This window comes from Nocardioides sp. NPDC047086 (assembly GCF_040643685.1).
In the GTDB taxonomy this organism is placed as follows: Bacteria; Actinomycetota; Actinomycetes; order Propionibacteriales; family Nocardioidaceae; genus Nocardioides.
In genome coordinates this window covers 25,880-41,652 of sequence record NZ_JBEYUV010000031.1, presented here as the reverse complement: position 1 = coordinate 41,652, position 15,773 = coordinate 25,880, and the positions used below count along the sequence as shown (strand labels likewise).

Below are 15,773 nucleotides of genomic sequence, written 5' to 3'. Positions count from 1 at the left end.
GGAAAGTCAGACGGGCGCATCGCTCCGCATACTTGCGATCATGAGCGTCTTATCGTCATGACGCTTTGCGCGCGGCAGCTGGCGCCCATGGGGGTCAGTCGATTCCCAGTCTTGACAGCGCTGAAGGACGCTTTCCAGTTCCCGAGAGTCCGCTGTCGCGATCGTCGGCCAATTGTCGATTCTTAAGTGCTCCATCGGGCGGTACGCCCCGTCAGTTGCGAGCACGCACCAGAGATTCGGGTCCTGCATGACTCGGCAAGTGATGGCATGCTCCGCCGCGATCGGGTCTGCTTCGGCGATCCAGTATCCGCCTGGGCGATTGCGGTGCCGCAACTGCTCGTCCTGGAGGGCGGCGAGGAGCCGTCGGTGTTCGTCGTCATACCCGTATCCAGCCTCCAGTCGCGCACGGTAGGCGACACGTACATCGTTGGCAATGACGCCGAGTCGATCGTCCCGGATGACTCGGCCGGGAATGGCGATCTGGCTGTCGCCGAGCACCAGCAAATCAAGCGACGCGTCATGGCGGCGGCGGGCGATGGCTACCGTGCTCGACGGTGCGCGGCCGCCGGGAGTAATGCCAAGGGCAGTCACGGTCTCCGAGATCGCCTCGGCCAAGAGGTGCGGAAGTGGCTCGTCGCTGCCTTCGATGAGCCGAGCCAGCGCCGCGCCCAGTTGATCGGCGTACGTCGACGCGGGAACGTCTCGTTCGGAGAACGCGGAGGCTCCATCGAGCACGATGACAGCGTTTGAGGTGACGAAGGCGCGGTCATCGCCGCTGGGTGGTTCGGGGTGTTGGGCAAGCGTGACGTGCATGGCCGGCTACCAGATGAACGGACCGGCGAGGAGGGTGCTGTCGGTGACTTCGACGTTTGCGAGGTCGTAGTCGCACCGGATGACACATGAGAACTCTTGGTCCTTGGTCTTCGCGTAGAGGTCGCCAAGGTGGTTCGTCAGGTAGTGGACCGCGCCGAGGGATCCCATCGTGTGGATGCCTGCAATGTGAACGACGGTGCGGCTTCCGATCCGGTGGCGGGCGAGGTAGGCGATGTCTGACTTGGTCGGCTGGTCGTCATCGCTGGGTGAGCCATGGCGTACGCCTCCGGTCTCCTCGATGTACCAACGGTTGTCGGGGGCGACGAATGCAAGGCGTGGATCGTCGGCCAGGTAGGTGGAGGCGATCGGGGACGAGATCGGGCCGCAGATCAGAACAACGTCACCCTCGGGCAGTGCCTCGGTCTCAGGTCCAACCTGGAAGGTGGAGACGGTGAAGCCGAGGTCCGCCAGAAGCTTGCCCATCAGGTCGCCGGACTTCGCATCCTCGGCGGCGATGAGCGGTCGCTCTCGATCGGTCGTCTGCCAACGCCACGGCACACCCACAGCGACAGGTCCGACGCCGAAGAAGCCCCGCTCGGCGCTCGGGGCACTCCCCCGGATCTGAGTGATCCGGCCCTTGGTGATCCCAAGGGCGTTCGCGATCTCGGTGTAGGTCATCTCGCGCTCGCGGTGCGCTTCCTCGATTGCCGCCTTCCGCAGTCGCGCAAGTTCTGTGGAGCGCTGCTGGTAGAGCGTCAGGAGCTCGGTCGCACGCCGCCCACGACGCAACGGGTCGGGGTCTCGGCGTACGGCTTCGAACTCGTCTGAATCTGACTCTGGCACGCCGACGAGTTTAGACCCCTTGACTCGCTCGGGCACATCCCGTACCTTCTTGTTTAGGCCCCTAAACCGAACGGGGACTTTTCTTGGCCCGGACTGTTTAGGGCCCTAAACCGAAGGAGCGAGAGCAATGGCGATTCAGCGGAGGATGAACCTCACCATCGAGCAGGTCTTCCCGGCAGGCGCGTTCATCGTGGGTGCGGTCGAGCCGGTGCAGGACTGGGAGCAGGCACCCCTGCCGGACGGTACCCGGCCGCAGAAGATCGACAAGGAGACCGGCCTCCCGACCTGGACCGTGCCGGTCCTCGACCCCGACCCTGAGGCGGGGAAGAACGAGAAGACGGTCAACGTCAAGATCGTTGCCAAGCACCAGCCGGTGCCCCCGACCAACGACACCGGGCTGCCGTTCGTCCCGGTCGAGTTCACCGGCCTGGTCGGTGTCCCGTGGATCGACGACTCCGGCAACCGCCCCAAGCTGCAGTGGTCCCTGACCGCTACCGGGATGGACGCTCCCTCGGCGCGTAAGCCCGCTACCGGTGGCGCTGCTGCCTCGACGAAGGCCGCGTGATGGAGCGCCTCAACTCGCACGAGGCCTCATGGGTGGCCGAACTGCTGATCCTGCTGCCCGAGGTCGAGATCCTGAGCGTGCGTGTCAGCTATGACCGGATGTACTTCGGGTCCGACACAGTGCCGGTGGTCACGCTCGACGTGCACGCCCGCACGCTGATCGACGCGGAGGCCCTGGCCTCGGCTCTTCACCTGGCGAAGGTCGCCCATGACGACCTCGGCCCGGTCCACGCCAACGACCCTGAGCGGGTCTGGCACACCTGGACCGGCTGGGCCCACGAAGGCTCGCGACAGGCAGCCTGCTGGGTCGAGGTCACCGCAGCCGAGCAGATCCCTGCCGAAGACACGGTGGCGGCGTGAGCCTCTACCTGGTGTGGATCGGCGACGGGTCCGAGCCGGCGCACTACGCCGGACTCAACGCCGACCACACCCTCTGTGGGCAACCCAACGCCGGGACCGCCTGGACCTGGGACTACCCCGATCTCTCAACCCCGGTGTGCTCGATCTGTCGCGGCAAGGCGGCCGAGCAGTGAGCACGCCCCACATTCGCCCGCCGGTCGTCGCGGAAGGGAAGCCGTGGCGGCTGGCGGGTCTCCAACTCACCTCGAAGGAACACACCGAACGGAGCACGTCATGAACGAAACGATCTACGTAAGCATCGGCGGCCTGCTCGCCCTGGCGATAGCGGTCCTGGTCGTGATCAAGCCGACCCGCCCCGCCACCCTGACGGCTCTTGCCTGGCTGGCCTCGATCGCCCGCCGGGTCTGGTGGTGGCTGCGGTTCCGGATCACCTGGAAGGGCGTAGCCCGTGAGGCAGGCCTGTCCAAGCGCCGCACCAAGCGCGTGAAGAAGATGGGCGTCGGGGAGGAGTCCATCGAGAAGTGGCGCGACCCCCGCCTCAAGAGGGTCACGACCTCGGCACACTCGGTCACGCTGCGGGTCAAGACTCGCCGGGGCCAGGCTCTAGCCGACCTGGAAGCCTTCGCCCCCAAACTCGCCGCGACCTACTCCGCTGACGCGTACCGGGTCTACCCGCCCAAGCGCCGTACCGGGTCAACGGTGATGTTCGAGCTGGTGATGCGCGACCTCATCAAGACCCCCACCACGGCCGCGATGCCGGAGCCCCGGATGCAGACCGAATCCGTCCGCCTCGGCCGGCGCCAGTCCGGCAAGCCCTTCGACCTCCAGATCGAGCAACGGCACACCCTCGTCGTCGGTGCCTCCGGCGCGGGCAAGGGCTCCTTCCTGTGGGGCATGGTCGGCTCGCTGGCCCCCGCTATTGCTGTCGACGCGGTCCGTGCCTACGGGATCGACCTCAAAGGCGGCATGGAACTGACCATGGGTGCCCCGCTGTTCACCAAGATCGCCGTCAAAGGCGAGCAGGCCGTAGCGATGCTGGAGGAGTTCGTCTCCATCGCGGATGCACGCACCGAGGAACTGCGGGGTGTCTCACGCAATCACAAGCCCGGCCCCGGTGACCCGCTCTACCTGCTCGTCATCGACGAACTGGCCTCGCTCACCGCATACGCCGACCAGAACGTGAAGAAGGAGGCCGAGCGGCTGCTCAAGCGGCTGCTCTCCATCGGTCGCGCGGTCGGGGTCGTGGTCGTGGCTTTCGTGCAGGACCCCCGTAAAGAGGTCATCGACATGCGCGGCCTGTTCACCCAGACAATCGCGCTGCGGCTGCGCTCGGCCATGGAAACCAACATGGTCCTGGGTGACGGCATGGCCCCGTTCGCCCCGGCACACCGGATCTTGAAAGGTGCGCAGGGCACGGCCTGGATCATCGACGAGGACGGCTCGACCGACCGTGTACGGGCCGATTACTGGTCCGATGAACTGATCCGCCGGATTGCCTCGCTCTACCCCGCGACACCGGATCTGGTGACGATCTCGGATGCCGCTCCTGGGGACCTTCCCGGGATGCAGCTCTCCCTGACCGATGGGGGTGCGCGATGAGTGCTCCCGCCTGGATGGAACACGCCGCGTGCGCGACTCGAGAGACTCGCGGGCTGCCATGGACGACCGACGCTGTCGAGACGCCCTCGGTCTTGGTCGACCTGATGCGCGAGACCTGTGACGGGTGCCCGGTACGGCTCGCTTGCGAGTCCTACGCTCGTTCGTCCAAGGCCACGGGTGGTTGGTGGGCCGGGGTCGACCGTGCCCCTGAGCCGGCCGACCTCCTAGACCTGCTCGACGTTCTCCCCGCGGTTTCCGTGCTGGGTGGTGCGGCATGAAGACCAACACCGTGCCGGTCTGCGTGCTCGACGAGTACGGCTGCCCGCTGATTCTGGCCTGCGGCCACTACTGGCGACGCTGCGCGCCAGGCTGCCCCGGCTGGGGCGGCTTCAACGCCAACATCTACCCCAACATCCACGCTGCTGCCGCAGCCCTCCGAACTGCTCGCCCCGGCCACGCCGCTGCCATAAGGGGTGTTGCCGCGTGACCATCTCGACCATGGATGCACCGGGCATCCACAGTGACGGACCCTCCGCCTCGGGATTCCCGGGGTACGGGGAGGGTGCGCCGCTGGATCTGCCCGGACTCACCCCCGACCAAGCAACCTCGATGCTCGCCCGCTGGCGTGACGGCACCTTCGACGCCTTCGCCGAAACCCTCGCCAGCGTGAACAACTGCGCTCATCCCATCCGGCTAACCGGGTCCTCGGAAACCTACGACCTCGCTAGCGGGGATCTCGTCGGCACCTACGCGTCCGCGAATGCCCCGCTCGGGGTCCTGTTCCGGCCCTGCGGCAACCGCCGCGCCGAGGTCTGCCCCGCCTGCTCGCGGACCTATGCCCGCGACACCTTCGCCATGATCAACGCTGGCCTCGTCGGCGGAAAGACCATCCCCGCCACCGTGGCAGACAACCCGCTGTTGTTCGCCACCTTCACCGCACCCTCGTTCGGACCGGTCCACACCCACTTCAAGAACGGCTCTCGCTGCCATCCGCGTAACCGTGACCGGGGTGCCCGCTGCGAACACGGCCGCCCGATCTCGTGCATGGCACGTCACGCCGAGGACGACTCCATCGTGGGTGCGCCGTTCTGCTCGGAGTGTCACGACACCGATTCCGCGATCATCTGGCAGTGGCACGCCCCCGAATTATGGCGACGCCTGACCATCGAGCTGCGCCGCGCTGTTGCTCGGGCACTCGGTGTCACAGAGTCTGCTTTGAAGAAGCACGCCGCGGTGCAGTTCGCCAAGGTCGCCGAATACCAAGCCCGCGGCCTGGTTCACTTCCACGCCCTGATCCGGCTCGACGGCCCGGACGGCCCCGGCTCACCCGCCCCGCTCGACGGCCACGCCCTGGCCGGCCTCGTCAAGCACGCCGCCGGCGCTGTCACCTACACCGCTCCGCCGGTTGACCATGACGACGTGGCGCGGCTGCTGCGCTGGGGAAAGCAGCTCGATGTTCGGGTGGTCCGTGACGGGCACCGCACTGACGACCCTGACAGTCCCCTGGTGCCTGAGCAGGTCGCGGGCTACCTGGCCAAGTACGCCACCAAAGACGCCAACTCGATCCGCTCCGCCGAGTCGCAACGCCCCCACCTGGCCGCGATGAACGCTCGCTGTCACTCACTCGCGATGCGGGCCATGAAGCACTACGGCATCAAGAACGGTGCCCGGAAGGCCGACGCCAAGAAGTCGGACCCGGTCAACCCGTATGACCTGCTCGGCAAGTGGGCTCACATGCTCGGGTTCCGTGGCCACTTCTCCACCAAGTCACGCCGCTACTCCATCAGCCTCGGACGCCTGCGCCGTGCCCGTGCCCGGTACGCCGAGATCCGCGCTGCTGCCGAGCACAACGAGCAAGCCCGCGCGACCCTGCTCGACCTCGGCGAACTTGAGGCCTGGCTGTTAGCCGACGAGGAAACGACCCTCGTCATCGGCAACTGGACCTTCGACGGCATCGGGTGGCCCTCACCCGGAGACGAAACCCTCGCCCTCGCCGCTGCAGCTCGAGCGCGGGAGTACGACCAATGGCGTGCCCAGACCAACAACACCAACCGATGAGAGGACAAGAGAGATGGAAGGCAAGTTGCTCTACACCGTGACCGAGGCCGCCCAGGCGCTGAGCATGGGTCGCTCCAAGGTCTACGAGATGGTGCGCGATGGGGTGATCCCCTCCGTCAAGATCGACGGCTGCCGCCGGGTGAAGGCGTCGGCTCTCCTGGCGTACGTCGAGGGCATCGGGGAGGCGGCCTAGATGGCTGGCATGAAGGACGGCATCATCAAGCGCGGCAACCTCTGGTACTTCGTCATCCGCGTCAAGGACCCGCTCACGGGCAAGAGCAAGCCCAAGTGGGTCGGTGGCTTCGCAACCAAGGATGAGGCCGAAGAACAACGGGATGAGGCCCGTGTGGCTGCTCGGCGCGGTGAGTTCGTCGACCGCTCGGACATCTCGGTGGCGCTGTACCTGGCGGACTGGCTCGGTGCGCATGCCCTCGAGGTCCGGCCCGCGACTCTGTCGGGATATCGCCAGATGATCGAGAACTACGTCATCCCGAACATCGGCAACATGCGCCTGCAGCAGATCCGGCCGATGACGCTGACGAAGTTGTACGTCGACCTGCTCGACCATGGCGGCAAGGACGGCAAGCCGCTCTCACGCCGGACTGTGAACTACGTTCACGCCACTCTCCGGAAGGCGCTCAACGACGCGGTCCAAGTCGAGGGCATCCTTCCGAGCAACCCCGCGCTGCGAGCCAAGAAGCCCAAGAGCAAGGGCCACAGCCAAGCCCCGGACGTGTGGGATGCGGCGCAGCTCCGGCTGTTCCTCGGCCTGGTCAAGGATCACCAGTGGTTCCCGCTCTACCGGCTGGCGGCGTACTCCGGTGCTCGTCGAGGCGAACTCCTGGCGCTGCGATGGTCTGACGTCGACTGGACGGGCAAGTCCATCCGCATCCGTGCATCTGCCGGTCTTGTGGAGAACCAGCGCCTCGAGGGATCCACCAAGAGCGGCCGGGAGCGCCGAGTGTCGCTCGACGACGTGACCCTTGCCGCTCTCAAGGCTCACCGCAAAGAGCAGATGAAGAACCAGGCTGTTGCCGGGGATGCGTGGGAGGACACGGGGCTCGTCTTCGTCAACGGACTCGGCAAGCCCATCTACCCGACCGCACCGACTCAGCGGCTCGCCAAGACGATCGAGGAGTACACCGAGGCCAACGACGCCAAGCCGAAGGCCACCCGTGGCCCCTCACTCCCCCACATCCGGTTTCACGACCTCCGGCACGTTCATGCGACCTTGCTCCTCAAGGCTGGGGTGCCGGTGCACGTGGTGGCTGCTCGCCTGGGCCACGCTGACCCGTCGGTCACTCTGCGTGTCTACGCCCACGTGATTCCGGAGCAGGCTGCCGAGGTTGCGGACCGCTTCGCCAACCTGGTCGACGAAGACCATGAGGGCGCCGACGAGCATGGCGACGAGACCGAAGAAGGCCGCTGAAACCGTGACCCTGTTAGCAGAAGCGTTAGCAAGCGCCTCGCACTCGGAACCCACGGGGGAAATGAAGAAAGCCCCTCACCATGGCGTTCTGCCTGGTCAGGGGCCAACCTCTCACTTGCGCATGTTCTGCGCGCCTGTAGGGATTCGAACCCCAAACCTTCTGATCCGTAGTCAGATGCTCTATCCGTTGAGCTACAGGCGCAGTGTTACCGAAGCAACGTGTAGAACATTAGCGGAAGATGGTCGGTGACCAGAAATCGCCACGTGTGAGAGGATCTTGCGCCAGCCACAGCATCGGGGAGGTGGAGCGTGAGCAAGCGTCAAACCACGCCGTCCGGCGAGGAGAAGAACGTGACCGACGAAGGACGCACGCCCAGGACGCGTGCACTGCTCGAGGCCAAGGGCATCGAGCTGTTCGAGCTCATCGCGAACCGGGGCGGGATCCCCGTGTCGGACCCACAGATCAGCGAGGACGGGGAGTACGCGGGCGCGTTGGCGGCTCTTGCGGAGCTGGGGCTCGTTCGCAACCCCGACGAAGCACCGGGCACCTGGGTGACCGTCGACCCGGCGACGGTTCAGGCGCAGGTCGTCACACCCATGACTCAGGAGGGGATCAGGCTCCTCCAGGAGTCGGCTGAGTGGGCCAACGACTTCACCGCCCTGCACAGTGCCTGGCGGCGCTCGGCGCCGGCCGACCAACGCGGCGGAATGACCAACATCCACCGGCCGCAGATCCAGCCGTTCATCGACTCCCTGGTTGCGGAATGCGAGTTCGAGGCGCTCACCGCGCAGCCACAGGCGACGCGTGATCCCAGCGTGCTGGCGGAAACCGCCCGTAAGGACGCTGCGCTCCTCAGGCGCGGCGTGAAGATGCGGACGCTCTACCAGCATGCAGCCCGCCGCCACGCTGCGACTCGGGACTACGTAGCCGCGGTCTCACAAGCGGGAGGCGAAGTCCGAACACTGGACGAGTTCTTCAACAAGATCCTCATCTTCGACCGTCGGGTTGCGATCATCCCGGGACCCGAAGGGATCGAGACGGCCCTAGCCGTGCGTGAGCCTGCCATCGTGGCCTACCTGGTCGATGTCTATGAGCGATCCTGGGAACGAGCCCGCCCGTTCTCCGCGGCCGACACATCGACGATGAAGGAAGTGGCTGGTGAGCAGCGGTCCATGACACTGCGGATGCTGATCGAAGGGCATTCAGACCCCGCTGCCTCGAAACGCCTGGGCGTGAGCCCACGGACGTACGCCGGCTACGTATCCGACCTCAAGGACGAGTTCGGAGCGGACACTCGGTTCCAGTTGGGCTACGAGATCGGCCGAAGCGATGCCGAGAACGCCGCACTCGACGGCAACACGCCTCTACCGCGCGACTGACGCCGGTGATCTGTGTGGCCACTGATCACCGGCATCGGGTACTGCACATCACCAACTGGTGTCGTTGTTCGCAGCGATCCAGCTAGTGTCGGCCTTGACGATCCAGCTGGTGTCGGCCTGAGCCGGGGCCGTGGCGAACAAGCTAACGACGACCGTTGCAGCGGAGGCCAGAGCAAGAGCCGCCGCAGAGCGTACGAGCTTCATAGATTTCCCTTCATGGTCTCGAGGCCGCGGTTGTCGCCGAGAGGCCTACGCATCTAAGTATGGTGCCAGCCGCAGGTTACGAACAACCTGTGTTCCGATGTACGAACCTCTGCGCGGCACAAAGATGCAGGTCAGAATGAGTTTGGCCCCCTTACCAAAGGGGGCCAAACTCATAGAAACCAGCGGAGGCGGAGGGATTTGAACCCTCGATGGGGTTTAAGCCCCAAACTCGATTAGCAGTCGAGCGCCATAGACCGGACTAGGCGACGCCTCCATACTGCGCGAACAGGCTACAAGACCAACGCTCCAGGGACCAATCAGGGCCCTTCGGTTGTTCCCGAAGCCGGGTCGAGGGGCTTGATGGTGGCCTTCAGATAGACCTGCAGCTCGCGTACGAACTGCTCGCGGTCGATGCTGAGGATGGTCACCGGGATCGTGGTGGCGCCGCCCTTCTTGAGCCGCAGCTCCAGGCACGGCGTGCCGTGGGGCATGGTCGTCACCGCCTCCTGGATGTCGACCCAGCGAGCCTCGCGGACGCCGGCACCCCGGACGAACGCGATCCGGTAGCCCTGGGCGCTGGCGCGCAGGACGTACGCCTTGTTGCGAAGCCACCAACCGAACCCGACCACTGCGGCGACGCCGACGACGAGCGGGATGAAGAGCCAGGCGAAGTCGATCCGGGCCGCGATCACGACGGCGGTGCCGGCGAAGACCAGGAGTGCCAGGCCGACCACGGCGGCGCCGAGGAGGCGGGCCTGCACAGTGGGAGCGAGGCGGTAGTAGGTGAGCTCAGCAGATGACACGCTCTCCATTGTGGCCGACACGAGGGCCGGAGACCGCATTGGCTTGCTCCTTTACGTGACCTAGGTCACAATCGGCTCATGACAGGTGTGCTTCCCAATATGTCGGATGCTCTTCGGGCCCTGGATACCGCAATCGCCGCTCCCCGTCCTGGGGCCAACGTCGGTCTGTGGCGATGGTCGGTGCGCCAGCGCCTCGCAGGCGTACGTGACGCGTTGCTGGTCCTCGATACCGGTCAGGAGTGGCATGCCCTCACCGATGTCAGCGCGCTCCGCGACCGCGGCACGCTGCTGAGCCGGCTCGCCGTCCTCGCCGACGACGTGCTCGACCGCGCCGACCTCGAGGATCTCCTCCTCGAGCTACGGCGGGTGATGATCGACGTGGACCGGCACCTGCAAGAGGTCTAGCTCTGGCAGAGGGAGCGGGATTCGAACCCGCGGTAGGTCTCCCTACGACCGCTTTCAAGGCGGTTCCGATCGGCCACTCCGGCATCCCTCCATGCGCCCGAGGGCGCTTGGCCGAGTGTAGTGCGCCTGAAGGTCAGGCGCTCAACTCGACGAGGACATCGCCCTCCTGGACGACGTCCCCCGTGGCGACCTTGACGGCCACCACGGTGCCCGGGGCCTCGGCGAGGACCGGGATCTCCATCTTCATCGACTCCAGGAGCATGACGGTGTCACCGACGGCCACCGTGTCCCCGGGCTGCACTCCGATGCTCATGACGTTCGCGACCATCTCGGCAGCGATCGTCGTGGGGGCTCTGCGGCTCATACCCCAGAACCTATGGGTTACCGCTTGGTAGCCCTAGCTGGAGACGGTCTCAGAGCAGCGCGTGGGTGCGGCCGGGCTCGGGGCGTACGGCGCTGGCCTCGTCGGCCTCACGCGCCGCCCTGCGCCCACTGCCGGCGGCCGGCGAGCCGGTCAGCGCGAGGTCGATCCGAATGATGATGAATGCGATCACGAGGCCGATGAGGATGCTGTAGACGATCGAGAGGGCCGCCTCGGCGAGCCCGACATCGGGGTTGAGGAAGGTGCTGGCGACCGGCGCGGTGAGCGCCACACCGAAGAGGCAGACCCACCAGCCCTGGCGGCGCCGGGAGCGCATGTGGGTGCCCCAGACCAGCGCCGGGACCCCGAAGAGTGCCTGGATCGGGTGCGGGTAGCCACCGATGTGGATGCGGCACCAGCGCTGCATGTCGTCGACCGAGTCCAGCAGGCCGGTGCTGCCGTAGCGGCGCAGCATCTCGGCGTAGATGAGGGTGAGCGCGAGCATCAGGCCACCGATGCCGACGATGATCGCGCCGCGCCGGCCCAGGCCGTGCAGGCCGGCACCGAGGCGGTAGACCGCGAAGAAGGCGATCGCGAGCGAGCAGGCCAGCGTGGCGTACTCGAATCGGGAGACCATCACCACCGGCTCGAAGCCGAGCGCTGCGAAGCTTCCCAGCGCAGCGATGCCGACAGCGATGAACGCCTCCCGGATCGTCTTCGGGAAGCGACGCGACGGGACGGTGGCCATCACCGCGAGGACCGCCGCCACCGATGCGACCAGAACCGCCGCCCCCGTACGCAGCGCCTCGTTGTCCACGAGCACCACGACGAGCCCGGCGGCCCCTGCGAGGGAACCGAAGATCAGCGGTCGGCCACCGGTGCGGTGAGCCAGCGCGAAGGTGTACGCCGTGCCGACCACGGCGGCGCCGAGGCCGCCGAAGATCTCCGGGCCCAGGTCGAAGGCACTGACCGCGAGGCCGAGCACACCGACGGCGAGCGCGACCAGCCAGATCGCCCGGATGGTGCCGGCGGTCAGGCTCTCGATGATGCCGAGGCCCGCGCGGGCGGCGCCCGCTCCGGGGACTCGCGGCTGAGCCAGGAACGAGGTCACCTTGGCGGCGGTGTTCGGCCGACCGGACTGCTCGGTGTCGTAGGGCCCGGCGGGATCGTGGACCGGCTCGAGATGGCCGGACTGGTAGGGGTCGGGCTGGTAGCCGGGCTGCTGGACGTGGGCCGGCGTCTGCGGCGCCTGCGCCAGACCGGTCGTCCCGAGGTAGGGAGCCGGTGTGGAGTAGGCCGGCGCCTGCCAGGCGCTCGGCGGCGGAGCGGTCGGCCCGCTCAGGGCCGGTTCGGGCTGCGCCCGGAACTCCGGCGCCGGGTAGCTGCCGTAGGGCGCCTCCTCCGGCGCCTTACGCGCCCGCTTGCCCGTGTAGCCGTTCGGCTCGTCGAACTGCTCGGGCTCGGCGCGGCCGGCGATCCGACGCCCGCCGCCCGTGGAAGGGGGTTCCTGAGGCGGCTGCCGCTCGTCGTACCAAGCCTCGTCGGCCCAGCCGCTCTCGCTCCAGCCCTGGCTGTTGCCCTGCCCTTCGAAGGTCTGGCCGGTGTCCTGATAGCCGGCCCAATCGTCCTCCGCCCACTGGCCATACGCCAGCGCCTCGCTCGAGGTCGGCTCCACGTAAGCGGGTGTGGGCTCGCTGCGACCGGCTGCACGACGGCCACGCTTGCTCTTGTCAGCGCGACGGCGGGGGGCTCGGTCCATAACAGGCGAGGATACCGGGGAAGGGGTGAACCTAACGAGTCATCGATATCCGTTTACCGCTGTGACGGGGAGTTGTTGACCAGGGTCACATTCTGCGGTTGACCAGGGAGGGGTTGGTGCGACGCGCCTCCTCGAGCACGGCTCGATCGATCGTCGCGGAGACGACCTCGTCGCCGTCGCCGGCCTCGACCAGCACGTCCCCGAGAGGGTCGACGATCATCGAATGACCGCAGTAGCGAGGGGCCGACTGGGCGGCCGCCGCGATGAAGACGGTGTTCTCGATCGCGCGGGCGCGCACGAGGGTGCGCCAGTGGTCGACCTTGCGCGGCCCGGCCACCCAGGCCGCGGGCAGCACGATCAGCTCGGCACCCTCGTCGACCAGCCGCCGGGCGAGCTCGGGGAAGCGTAGGTCGTAGCAGGTCATCAGCCCCGTCGGCACCCCATCGCGATGTCCTGAGCTTGTCGAAGGGATGTCGACCACCACCGGCTCGATCGCGCCCGCGACCAGCGCATCCGACTCCTTGTAGCCGAAGGAGTCGTAGAGATGGATCTTCCGGTACGCCGCCTCCGCCCCACCCCGCACGAGCAAGGTGTTGAACGGCCGGCCGTCGGCATCGCCGCTGGTCTCGAGCATCCCGGCCACCAGCGTCGCCCCACGCTCCCCGGCCACCCGGGCCAGCTCGGTCCCGAACGGCCCGTCCTTGCTCTCGGCGTACGGGCCGAGGTCGGACCCGGGCTTGCCGAAGTCGCGCGCGAAGACCTCGGGGAAGACGACCAGGTCGCTGTCGCTCGGGGTCAGCTCGGCCAGGAGCTCCCGGTTGTCGTCGGGCTCGAGACCCGAGGCGTGCTGCACGAGGCTGATCCGGAGGCTGTTCCAGGTGGTCACGTCTCCAGACTAGGGTCTGCCGTGTGACTGCTTGGGACGAATGGGAGCCGTACGCAGCCGTGCTGCTCGCCGGCGGACGTGGCTCGCGACTCGACGGGATCGACAAGTCCGGGATCGAGCTCGGCGGCCGCACGATGCTTGCCTGGGCGCTCGACGCCGTCGTCGACGCGATGGAGGTCGTCGTGGTGGGCGACCCGGTGCACACCGAGCGCCCGGTGACCTTCGTCCGCGAGGACCCCCGCTTCGGTGGCCCGGTCGCCGCGCTGCTGACCGGCGCGGACGCGCTGCTGACCCCACGGGCGTACGTCGGGGTGATCGCCGTCGACATGCCCTTCCTGCGTCCGCGGACGCTCTCCCGGCTCCGCGAGGCGGCGTTCGGTCGCGACGGCGCCGCGCTCGTCGGACCCGACGAGCGCCGCCAGCTGGCTCTGGTGCTCTCCACCGCCCGGCTCGCCGAGGTCCGTCCGGACCACGAGGGTCAGCACAACATGCCCCTACGCAAGCTGCTGGCCGGCCTCGATCTCGTCGAGGTCCCCTCGGAGGGCGACGAGCACCGCGACATCGACACCTGGACCGACCTGAAGTCGCTCTAGGCTCCTAGGGTGGGGGCATGCGAGCCGTCGTAGCCGAGCAGCCCGGAGGACCCGAGGTCCTCACCGTCACCGAGCTTCCCGACCCGGAGCCGGCACCCGGCGAGGTCGTGATCGACGTCGCCGCCGCGGGGCTCAACCGGGCCGACCTGCTGCAGCGCCAGGGCTTCTACCCGCCCCCGAAGGGCGCGAGCGACATCATCGGGATGGAGTGCAGCGGCGTGGTCTCCGCGGTCGGCGAGGGCGTCGAGGAGTGGCAGGTGGGCGACGAGGTGTGCGCGCTCCTGGCCGGCGGCGGGTACGCCACGAAGGTCGCCGTCCCGGCCGGACAGGTGATGCCGGTGCCCGAGGGGGTCGACCTGGTCACCGCCGCGGCGCTCCCCGAGGTCACCACGACGGTCTGGTCCAACGTGTTCATGGTCGGCGGGCTGACCCCCGACGAGACGTTCCTGGTCCACGGCGGTGCCGGCGGGATCGGCACCATGGCGATCCAGCTCGCCAGCCAGATCGGTGCCCGGGTGCTCACCACGGTCGGCTCGGCCGAGAAGGCCGAGCTCGCGAAGTCGCTCGGCGCCGAGGTGGCGATCAACTACAAGGACCAGGACTTCGTCGAGGTCGCCAAGGTCTTCGGCGGCGCCGACGTCATCCTCGACAACATGGGCGCGAAATACCTCGCCCGCAACATCGAGGCCCTCAACCCGGAGGGCCGCCTCGTCATCATCGGCATGCAGGGCGGCACCAAGGCCGAGCTCGACATCAACGCCCTGCTCCGCAAGCGGGCCGCGGTGATCGCCACCAATCTGCGTGGCCGCCCGGTCGAGCAGAAGGCGACGATCTGCGCCGAGGTCGTCGAGCGCATCTGGCCGATGGTGGAGGCCGGCGAGGTGAAGGCGGTCGTCCAGGACGTACTTCCGCTGGCGGAGGCCGCCGAGGCGCACCGGCTCATGGAGTCCGGCACGCACACCGGCAAGATCCTGCTGACCACCGCACCCTAGGTAGGGTTGGGTGCATGACTCAGGAGCAGACCGGGGAAGTCGTGGTCATCGGGCCCGACGGTCAGCCGATCGCGGTGCCCGCCGACGTACTCAAGGACGCCACCGCGCGGGAGACCGACGAGGACGAAGAGCGCGACGTGACCGACCTCGTGGAGCAGCCCGCGAAGGTGATGCGGATCGGATCGATGATCCGCCAGCTGCTCGAGGAGGTGAAGGCCGCCCCGCTCGACGAGGCCTCCCGCAACCGTCTGCGTGAGATCCACCAGGCCTCGATAAAGGAGCTCGAGTCCGGGCTCGCACCCGAGCTGGTCGAGGAGCTGGAGCGCCTCTCGCTGCCCTTCGCCGAGCAGCAGACCCCGTCCGAGGGTGAGCTGAGGATCGCGCAGGCGCAGCTGGTCGGCTGGCTCGAGGGCCTCTTCCACGGCATCCAGACCGCCATCTACGCCCAGCAGGTCGCCGCCCGCGCCCAGTTCGAGCAGATCCGCAAGGGTCTGCCGCCGGGCGTCAGCCTCTCCCCCGAGGGTCAGCCGGCCCCCGGCCAGGGCGGGCCGCAGCAGGGTGGCCAGCACGACCACGGCGACTCCTCCGGCGGGCTCTACCTCTAGGGCAGCGACCCGCCGGCAACGGCGGCTGCACCACGGAGCCGTGGTGATGTGTCCCGATTGTGGATCTTCTGTAGCCCCAACGTGGCGAAAACCTGCGTCATGACCCGGTCACGACCCCG

Annotated in this window: 20 protein-coding genes and 3 tRNA genes; 14 read left to right on the top strand and 9 right to left on the bottom strand. The window is 67.6% G+C overall.

The window, feature by feature from the left end; all coding sequences use genetic code 11:
• Positions 1–6: 6 nt before the first annotated feature.
• Both ABZ796_RS20620 and ABZ796_RS20615 read right to left on the bottom strand, forming a co-directional pair.
• Positions 7–813: a hypothetical protein gene (locus ABZ796_RS20620; protein ID WP_357339379.1), complete on the bottom strand. Its 807-nt coding sequence runs from the start codon at positions 811–813 to the stop codon at positions 7–9.
• Positions 814–819: 6 nt separating this feature from the next.
• Complete coding sequence (locus tag ABZ796_RS20615; protein ID WP_357339378.1) at positions 820–1,656, bottom strand: hypothetical protein; 837 nt, start codon at positions 1,654–1,656, stop codon at positions 820–822.
• Positions 1,657–1,783: 127 nt separating this feature from the next.
• On the opposite strand from ABZ796_RS20615, the gene ABZ796_RS20610 reads away from it, so the two are divergent.
• The 9 genes from ABZ796_RS20610 to ABZ796_RS20570 all read left to right on the top strand — a co-directional run bounded on the left by ABZ796_RS20610 (position 1,784) and on the right by ABZ796_RS20570 (position 7,666).
• Positions 1,784–2,221 (top strand): plasmid replication, integration and excision activator, encoded by a 438-nt coding sequence (locus ABZ796_RS20610; RefSeq protein WP_357339377.1) that lies wholly within the window; start codon positions 1,784–1,786, stop codon positions 2,219–2,221.
• Complete coding sequence (locus tag ABZ796_RS20605) at positions 2,221–2,580, top strand: hypothetical protein (RefSeq protein ID WP_357339376.1); 360 nt, start codon at positions 2,221–2,223, stop codon at positions 2,578–2,580. Before ABZ796_RS20610 ends, ABZ796_RS20605 begins: the two co-directional genes overlap by 1 nt.
• Positions 2,577–2,753 (top strand): hypothetical protein, encoded by a 177-nt coding sequence (locus tag ABZ796_RS20600; RefSeq protein ID WP_357339375.1) that lies wholly within the window; start codon positions 2,577–2,579, stop codon positions 2,751–2,753. Before ABZ796_RS20605 ends, ABZ796_RS20600 begins: the two co-directional genes overlap by 4 nt.
• 100 nt (positions 2,754–2,853) lie before the next feature.
• Positions 2,854–4,179: an FtsK/SpoIIIE domain-containing protein gene (locus ABZ796_RS20595; RefSeq protein ID WP_357339374.1), complete on the top strand. Its 1,326-nt coding sequence runs from the start codon at positions 2,854–2,856 to the stop codon at positions 4,177–4,179.
• Positions 4,176–4,457, top strand: a complete 282-nt coding sequence (locus ABZ796_RS20590; RefSeq protein WP_357339373.1) for a WhiB family transcriptional regulator — start codon at positions 4,176–4,178, stop codon at positions 4,455–4,457. Before ABZ796_RS20595 ends, ABZ796_RS20590 begins: the two co-directional genes overlap by 4 nt.
• Positions 4,454–4,666, top strand: coding sequence for a hypothetical protein (locus tag ABZ796_RS20585; RefSeq protein ID WP_357339372.1), 213 nt, complete (start codon positions 4,454–4,456; stop codon positions 4,664–4,666). Before ABZ796_RS20590 ends, ABZ796_RS20585 begins: the two co-directional genes overlap by 4 nt.
• A complete protein-coding gene (locus ABZ796_RS20580; RefSeq protein WP_357339371.1) occupies positions 4,663–6,237 on the top strand; it encodes a replication initiator in 1,575 nt (524 codons plus the stop codon). Before ABZ796_RS20585 ends, ABZ796_RS20580 begins: the two co-directional genes overlap by 4 nt.
• Positions 6,238–6,250: 13 nt before the next feature.
• On the top strand, positions 6,251–6,430 hold the full coding sequence (locus ABZ796_RS20575; RefSeq protein ID WP_357339370.1) for a helix-turn-helix domain-containing protein: 180 nt from the start codon (positions 6,251–6,253) through the stop codon (positions 6,428–6,430).
• On the top strand, positions 6,431–7,666 hold the full coding sequence (locus tag ABZ796_RS20570) for a site-specific integrase (protein WP_357339369.1): 1,236 nt from the start codon (positions 6,431–6,433) through the stop codon (positions 7,664–7,666).
• A gap of 129 nt (positions 7,667–7,795) precedes the next feature.
• Here ABZ796_RS20570 and ABZ796_RS20565 read toward each other — a convergent pair.
• A tRNA-Arg gene (locus ABZ796_RS20565) sits at positions 7,796–7,868 on the bottom strand.
• Between the two features lie 107 nt (positions 7,869–7,975).
• On the opposite strand from ABZ796_RS20565, the gene ABZ796_RS20560 reads away from it, so the two are divergent.
• Positions 7,976–9,046, top strand: a complete 1,071-nt coding sequence (locus tag ABZ796_RS20560) for a LuxR family transcriptional regulator (protein ID WP_357339368.1) — start codon at positions 7,976–7,978, stop codon at positions 9,044–9,046.
• A gap of 387 nt (positions 9,047–9,433) precedes the next feature.
• Here the strand turns inward: ABZ796_RS20560 and ABZ796_RS20555 are convergent.
• Both ABZ796_RS20555 and ABZ796_RS20550 read right to left on the bottom strand, forming a co-directional pair.
• Positions 9,434–9,524, bottom strand: a tRNA-Ser gene (locus ABZ796_RS20555).
• A gap of 43 nt (positions 9,525–9,567) precedes the next feature.
• A complete protein-coding gene (locus tag ABZ796_RS20550) occupies positions 9,568–10,062 on the bottom strand; it encodes a hypothetical protein (RefSeq protein ID WP_357339367.1) in 495 nt (164 codons plus the stop codon).
• Between the two features lie 171 nt (positions 10,063–10,233).
• Here ABZ796_RS20550 and ABZ796_RS20545 point away from each other — a divergent pair, with 171 nt between their 5' ends.
• Positions 10,234–10,458, top strand: coding sequence for a hypothetical protein (locus tag ABZ796_RS20545; protein WP_357339366.1), 225 nt, complete (start codon positions 10,234–10,236; stop codon positions 10,456–10,458).
• 3 nt (positions 10,459–10,461) lie between these two features.
• Here ABZ796_RS20545 and ABZ796_RS20540 read toward each other — a convergent pair.
• The 4 genes from ABZ796_RS20540 to ABZ796_RS20525 all read right to left on the bottom strand — a co-directional run bounded on the left by ABZ796_RS20540 (position 10,462) and on the right by ABZ796_RS20525 (position 13,464).
• Positions 10,462–10,549 (bottom strand) — tRNA-Ser (locus tag ABZ796_RS20540).
• A gap of 42 nt (positions 10,550–10,591) precedes the next feature.
• A complete protein-coding gene (locus ABZ796_RS20535) occupies positions 10,592–10,822 on the bottom strand; it encodes a biotin/lipoyl-binding carrier protein (protein WP_357339365.1) in 231 nt (76 codons plus the stop codon).
• Positions 10,823–10,871: 49 nt separating this feature from the next.
• Positions 10,872–12,494 (bottom strand): hypothetical protein, encoded by a 1,623-nt coding sequence (locus tag ABZ796_RS20530; RefSeq protein WP_357339364.1) that lies wholly within the window; start codon positions 12,492–12,494, stop codon positions 10,872–10,874.
• A 169-nt stretch (positions 12,495–12,663) separates the two neighbouring features.
• Positions 12,664–13,464 (bottom strand): carbon-nitrogen hydrolase family protein, encoded by an 801-nt coding sequence (locus tag ABZ796_RS20525; RefSeq protein WP_357339362.1) that lies wholly within the window; start codon positions 13,462–13,464, stop codon positions 12,664–12,666.
• A 23-nt stretch (positions 13,465–13,487) separates the two neighbouring features.
• Between ABZ796_RS20525 and ABZ796_RS20520 the strand changes: the two genes are divergently transcribed.
• The 3 genes from ABZ796_RS20520 to ABZ796_RS20510 are packed head-to-tail and all read left to right on the top strand — an operon-like array spanning position 13,488 to position 15,654.
• Entirely contained in the window at positions 13,488–14,057 is a 570-nt protein-coding gene (locus ABZ796_RS20520; protein ID WP_357339361.1) for an NTP transferase domain-containing protein, read from the top strand.
• Positions 14,058–14,074: 17 nt separating this feature from the next.
• The gene (locus ABZ796_RS20515; RefSeq protein ID WP_357339360.1) at positions 14,075–15,049 is read left to right on the top strand and encodes an NAD(P)H-quinone oxidoreductase; all 975 of its coding nucleotides are present in this window, start codon (positions 14,075–14,077) and stop codon (positions 15,047–15,049) included.
• 14 nt (positions 15,050–15,063) lie between these two features.
• The gene (locus ABZ796_RS20510; protein WP_357339359.1) at positions 15,064–15,654 is read left to right on the top strand and encodes a bacterial proteasome activator family protein; all 591 of its coding nucleotides are present in this window, start codon (positions 15,064–15,066) and stop codon (positions 15,652–15,654) included.
• Positions 15,655–15,773: the final 119 nt, after the last annotated feature.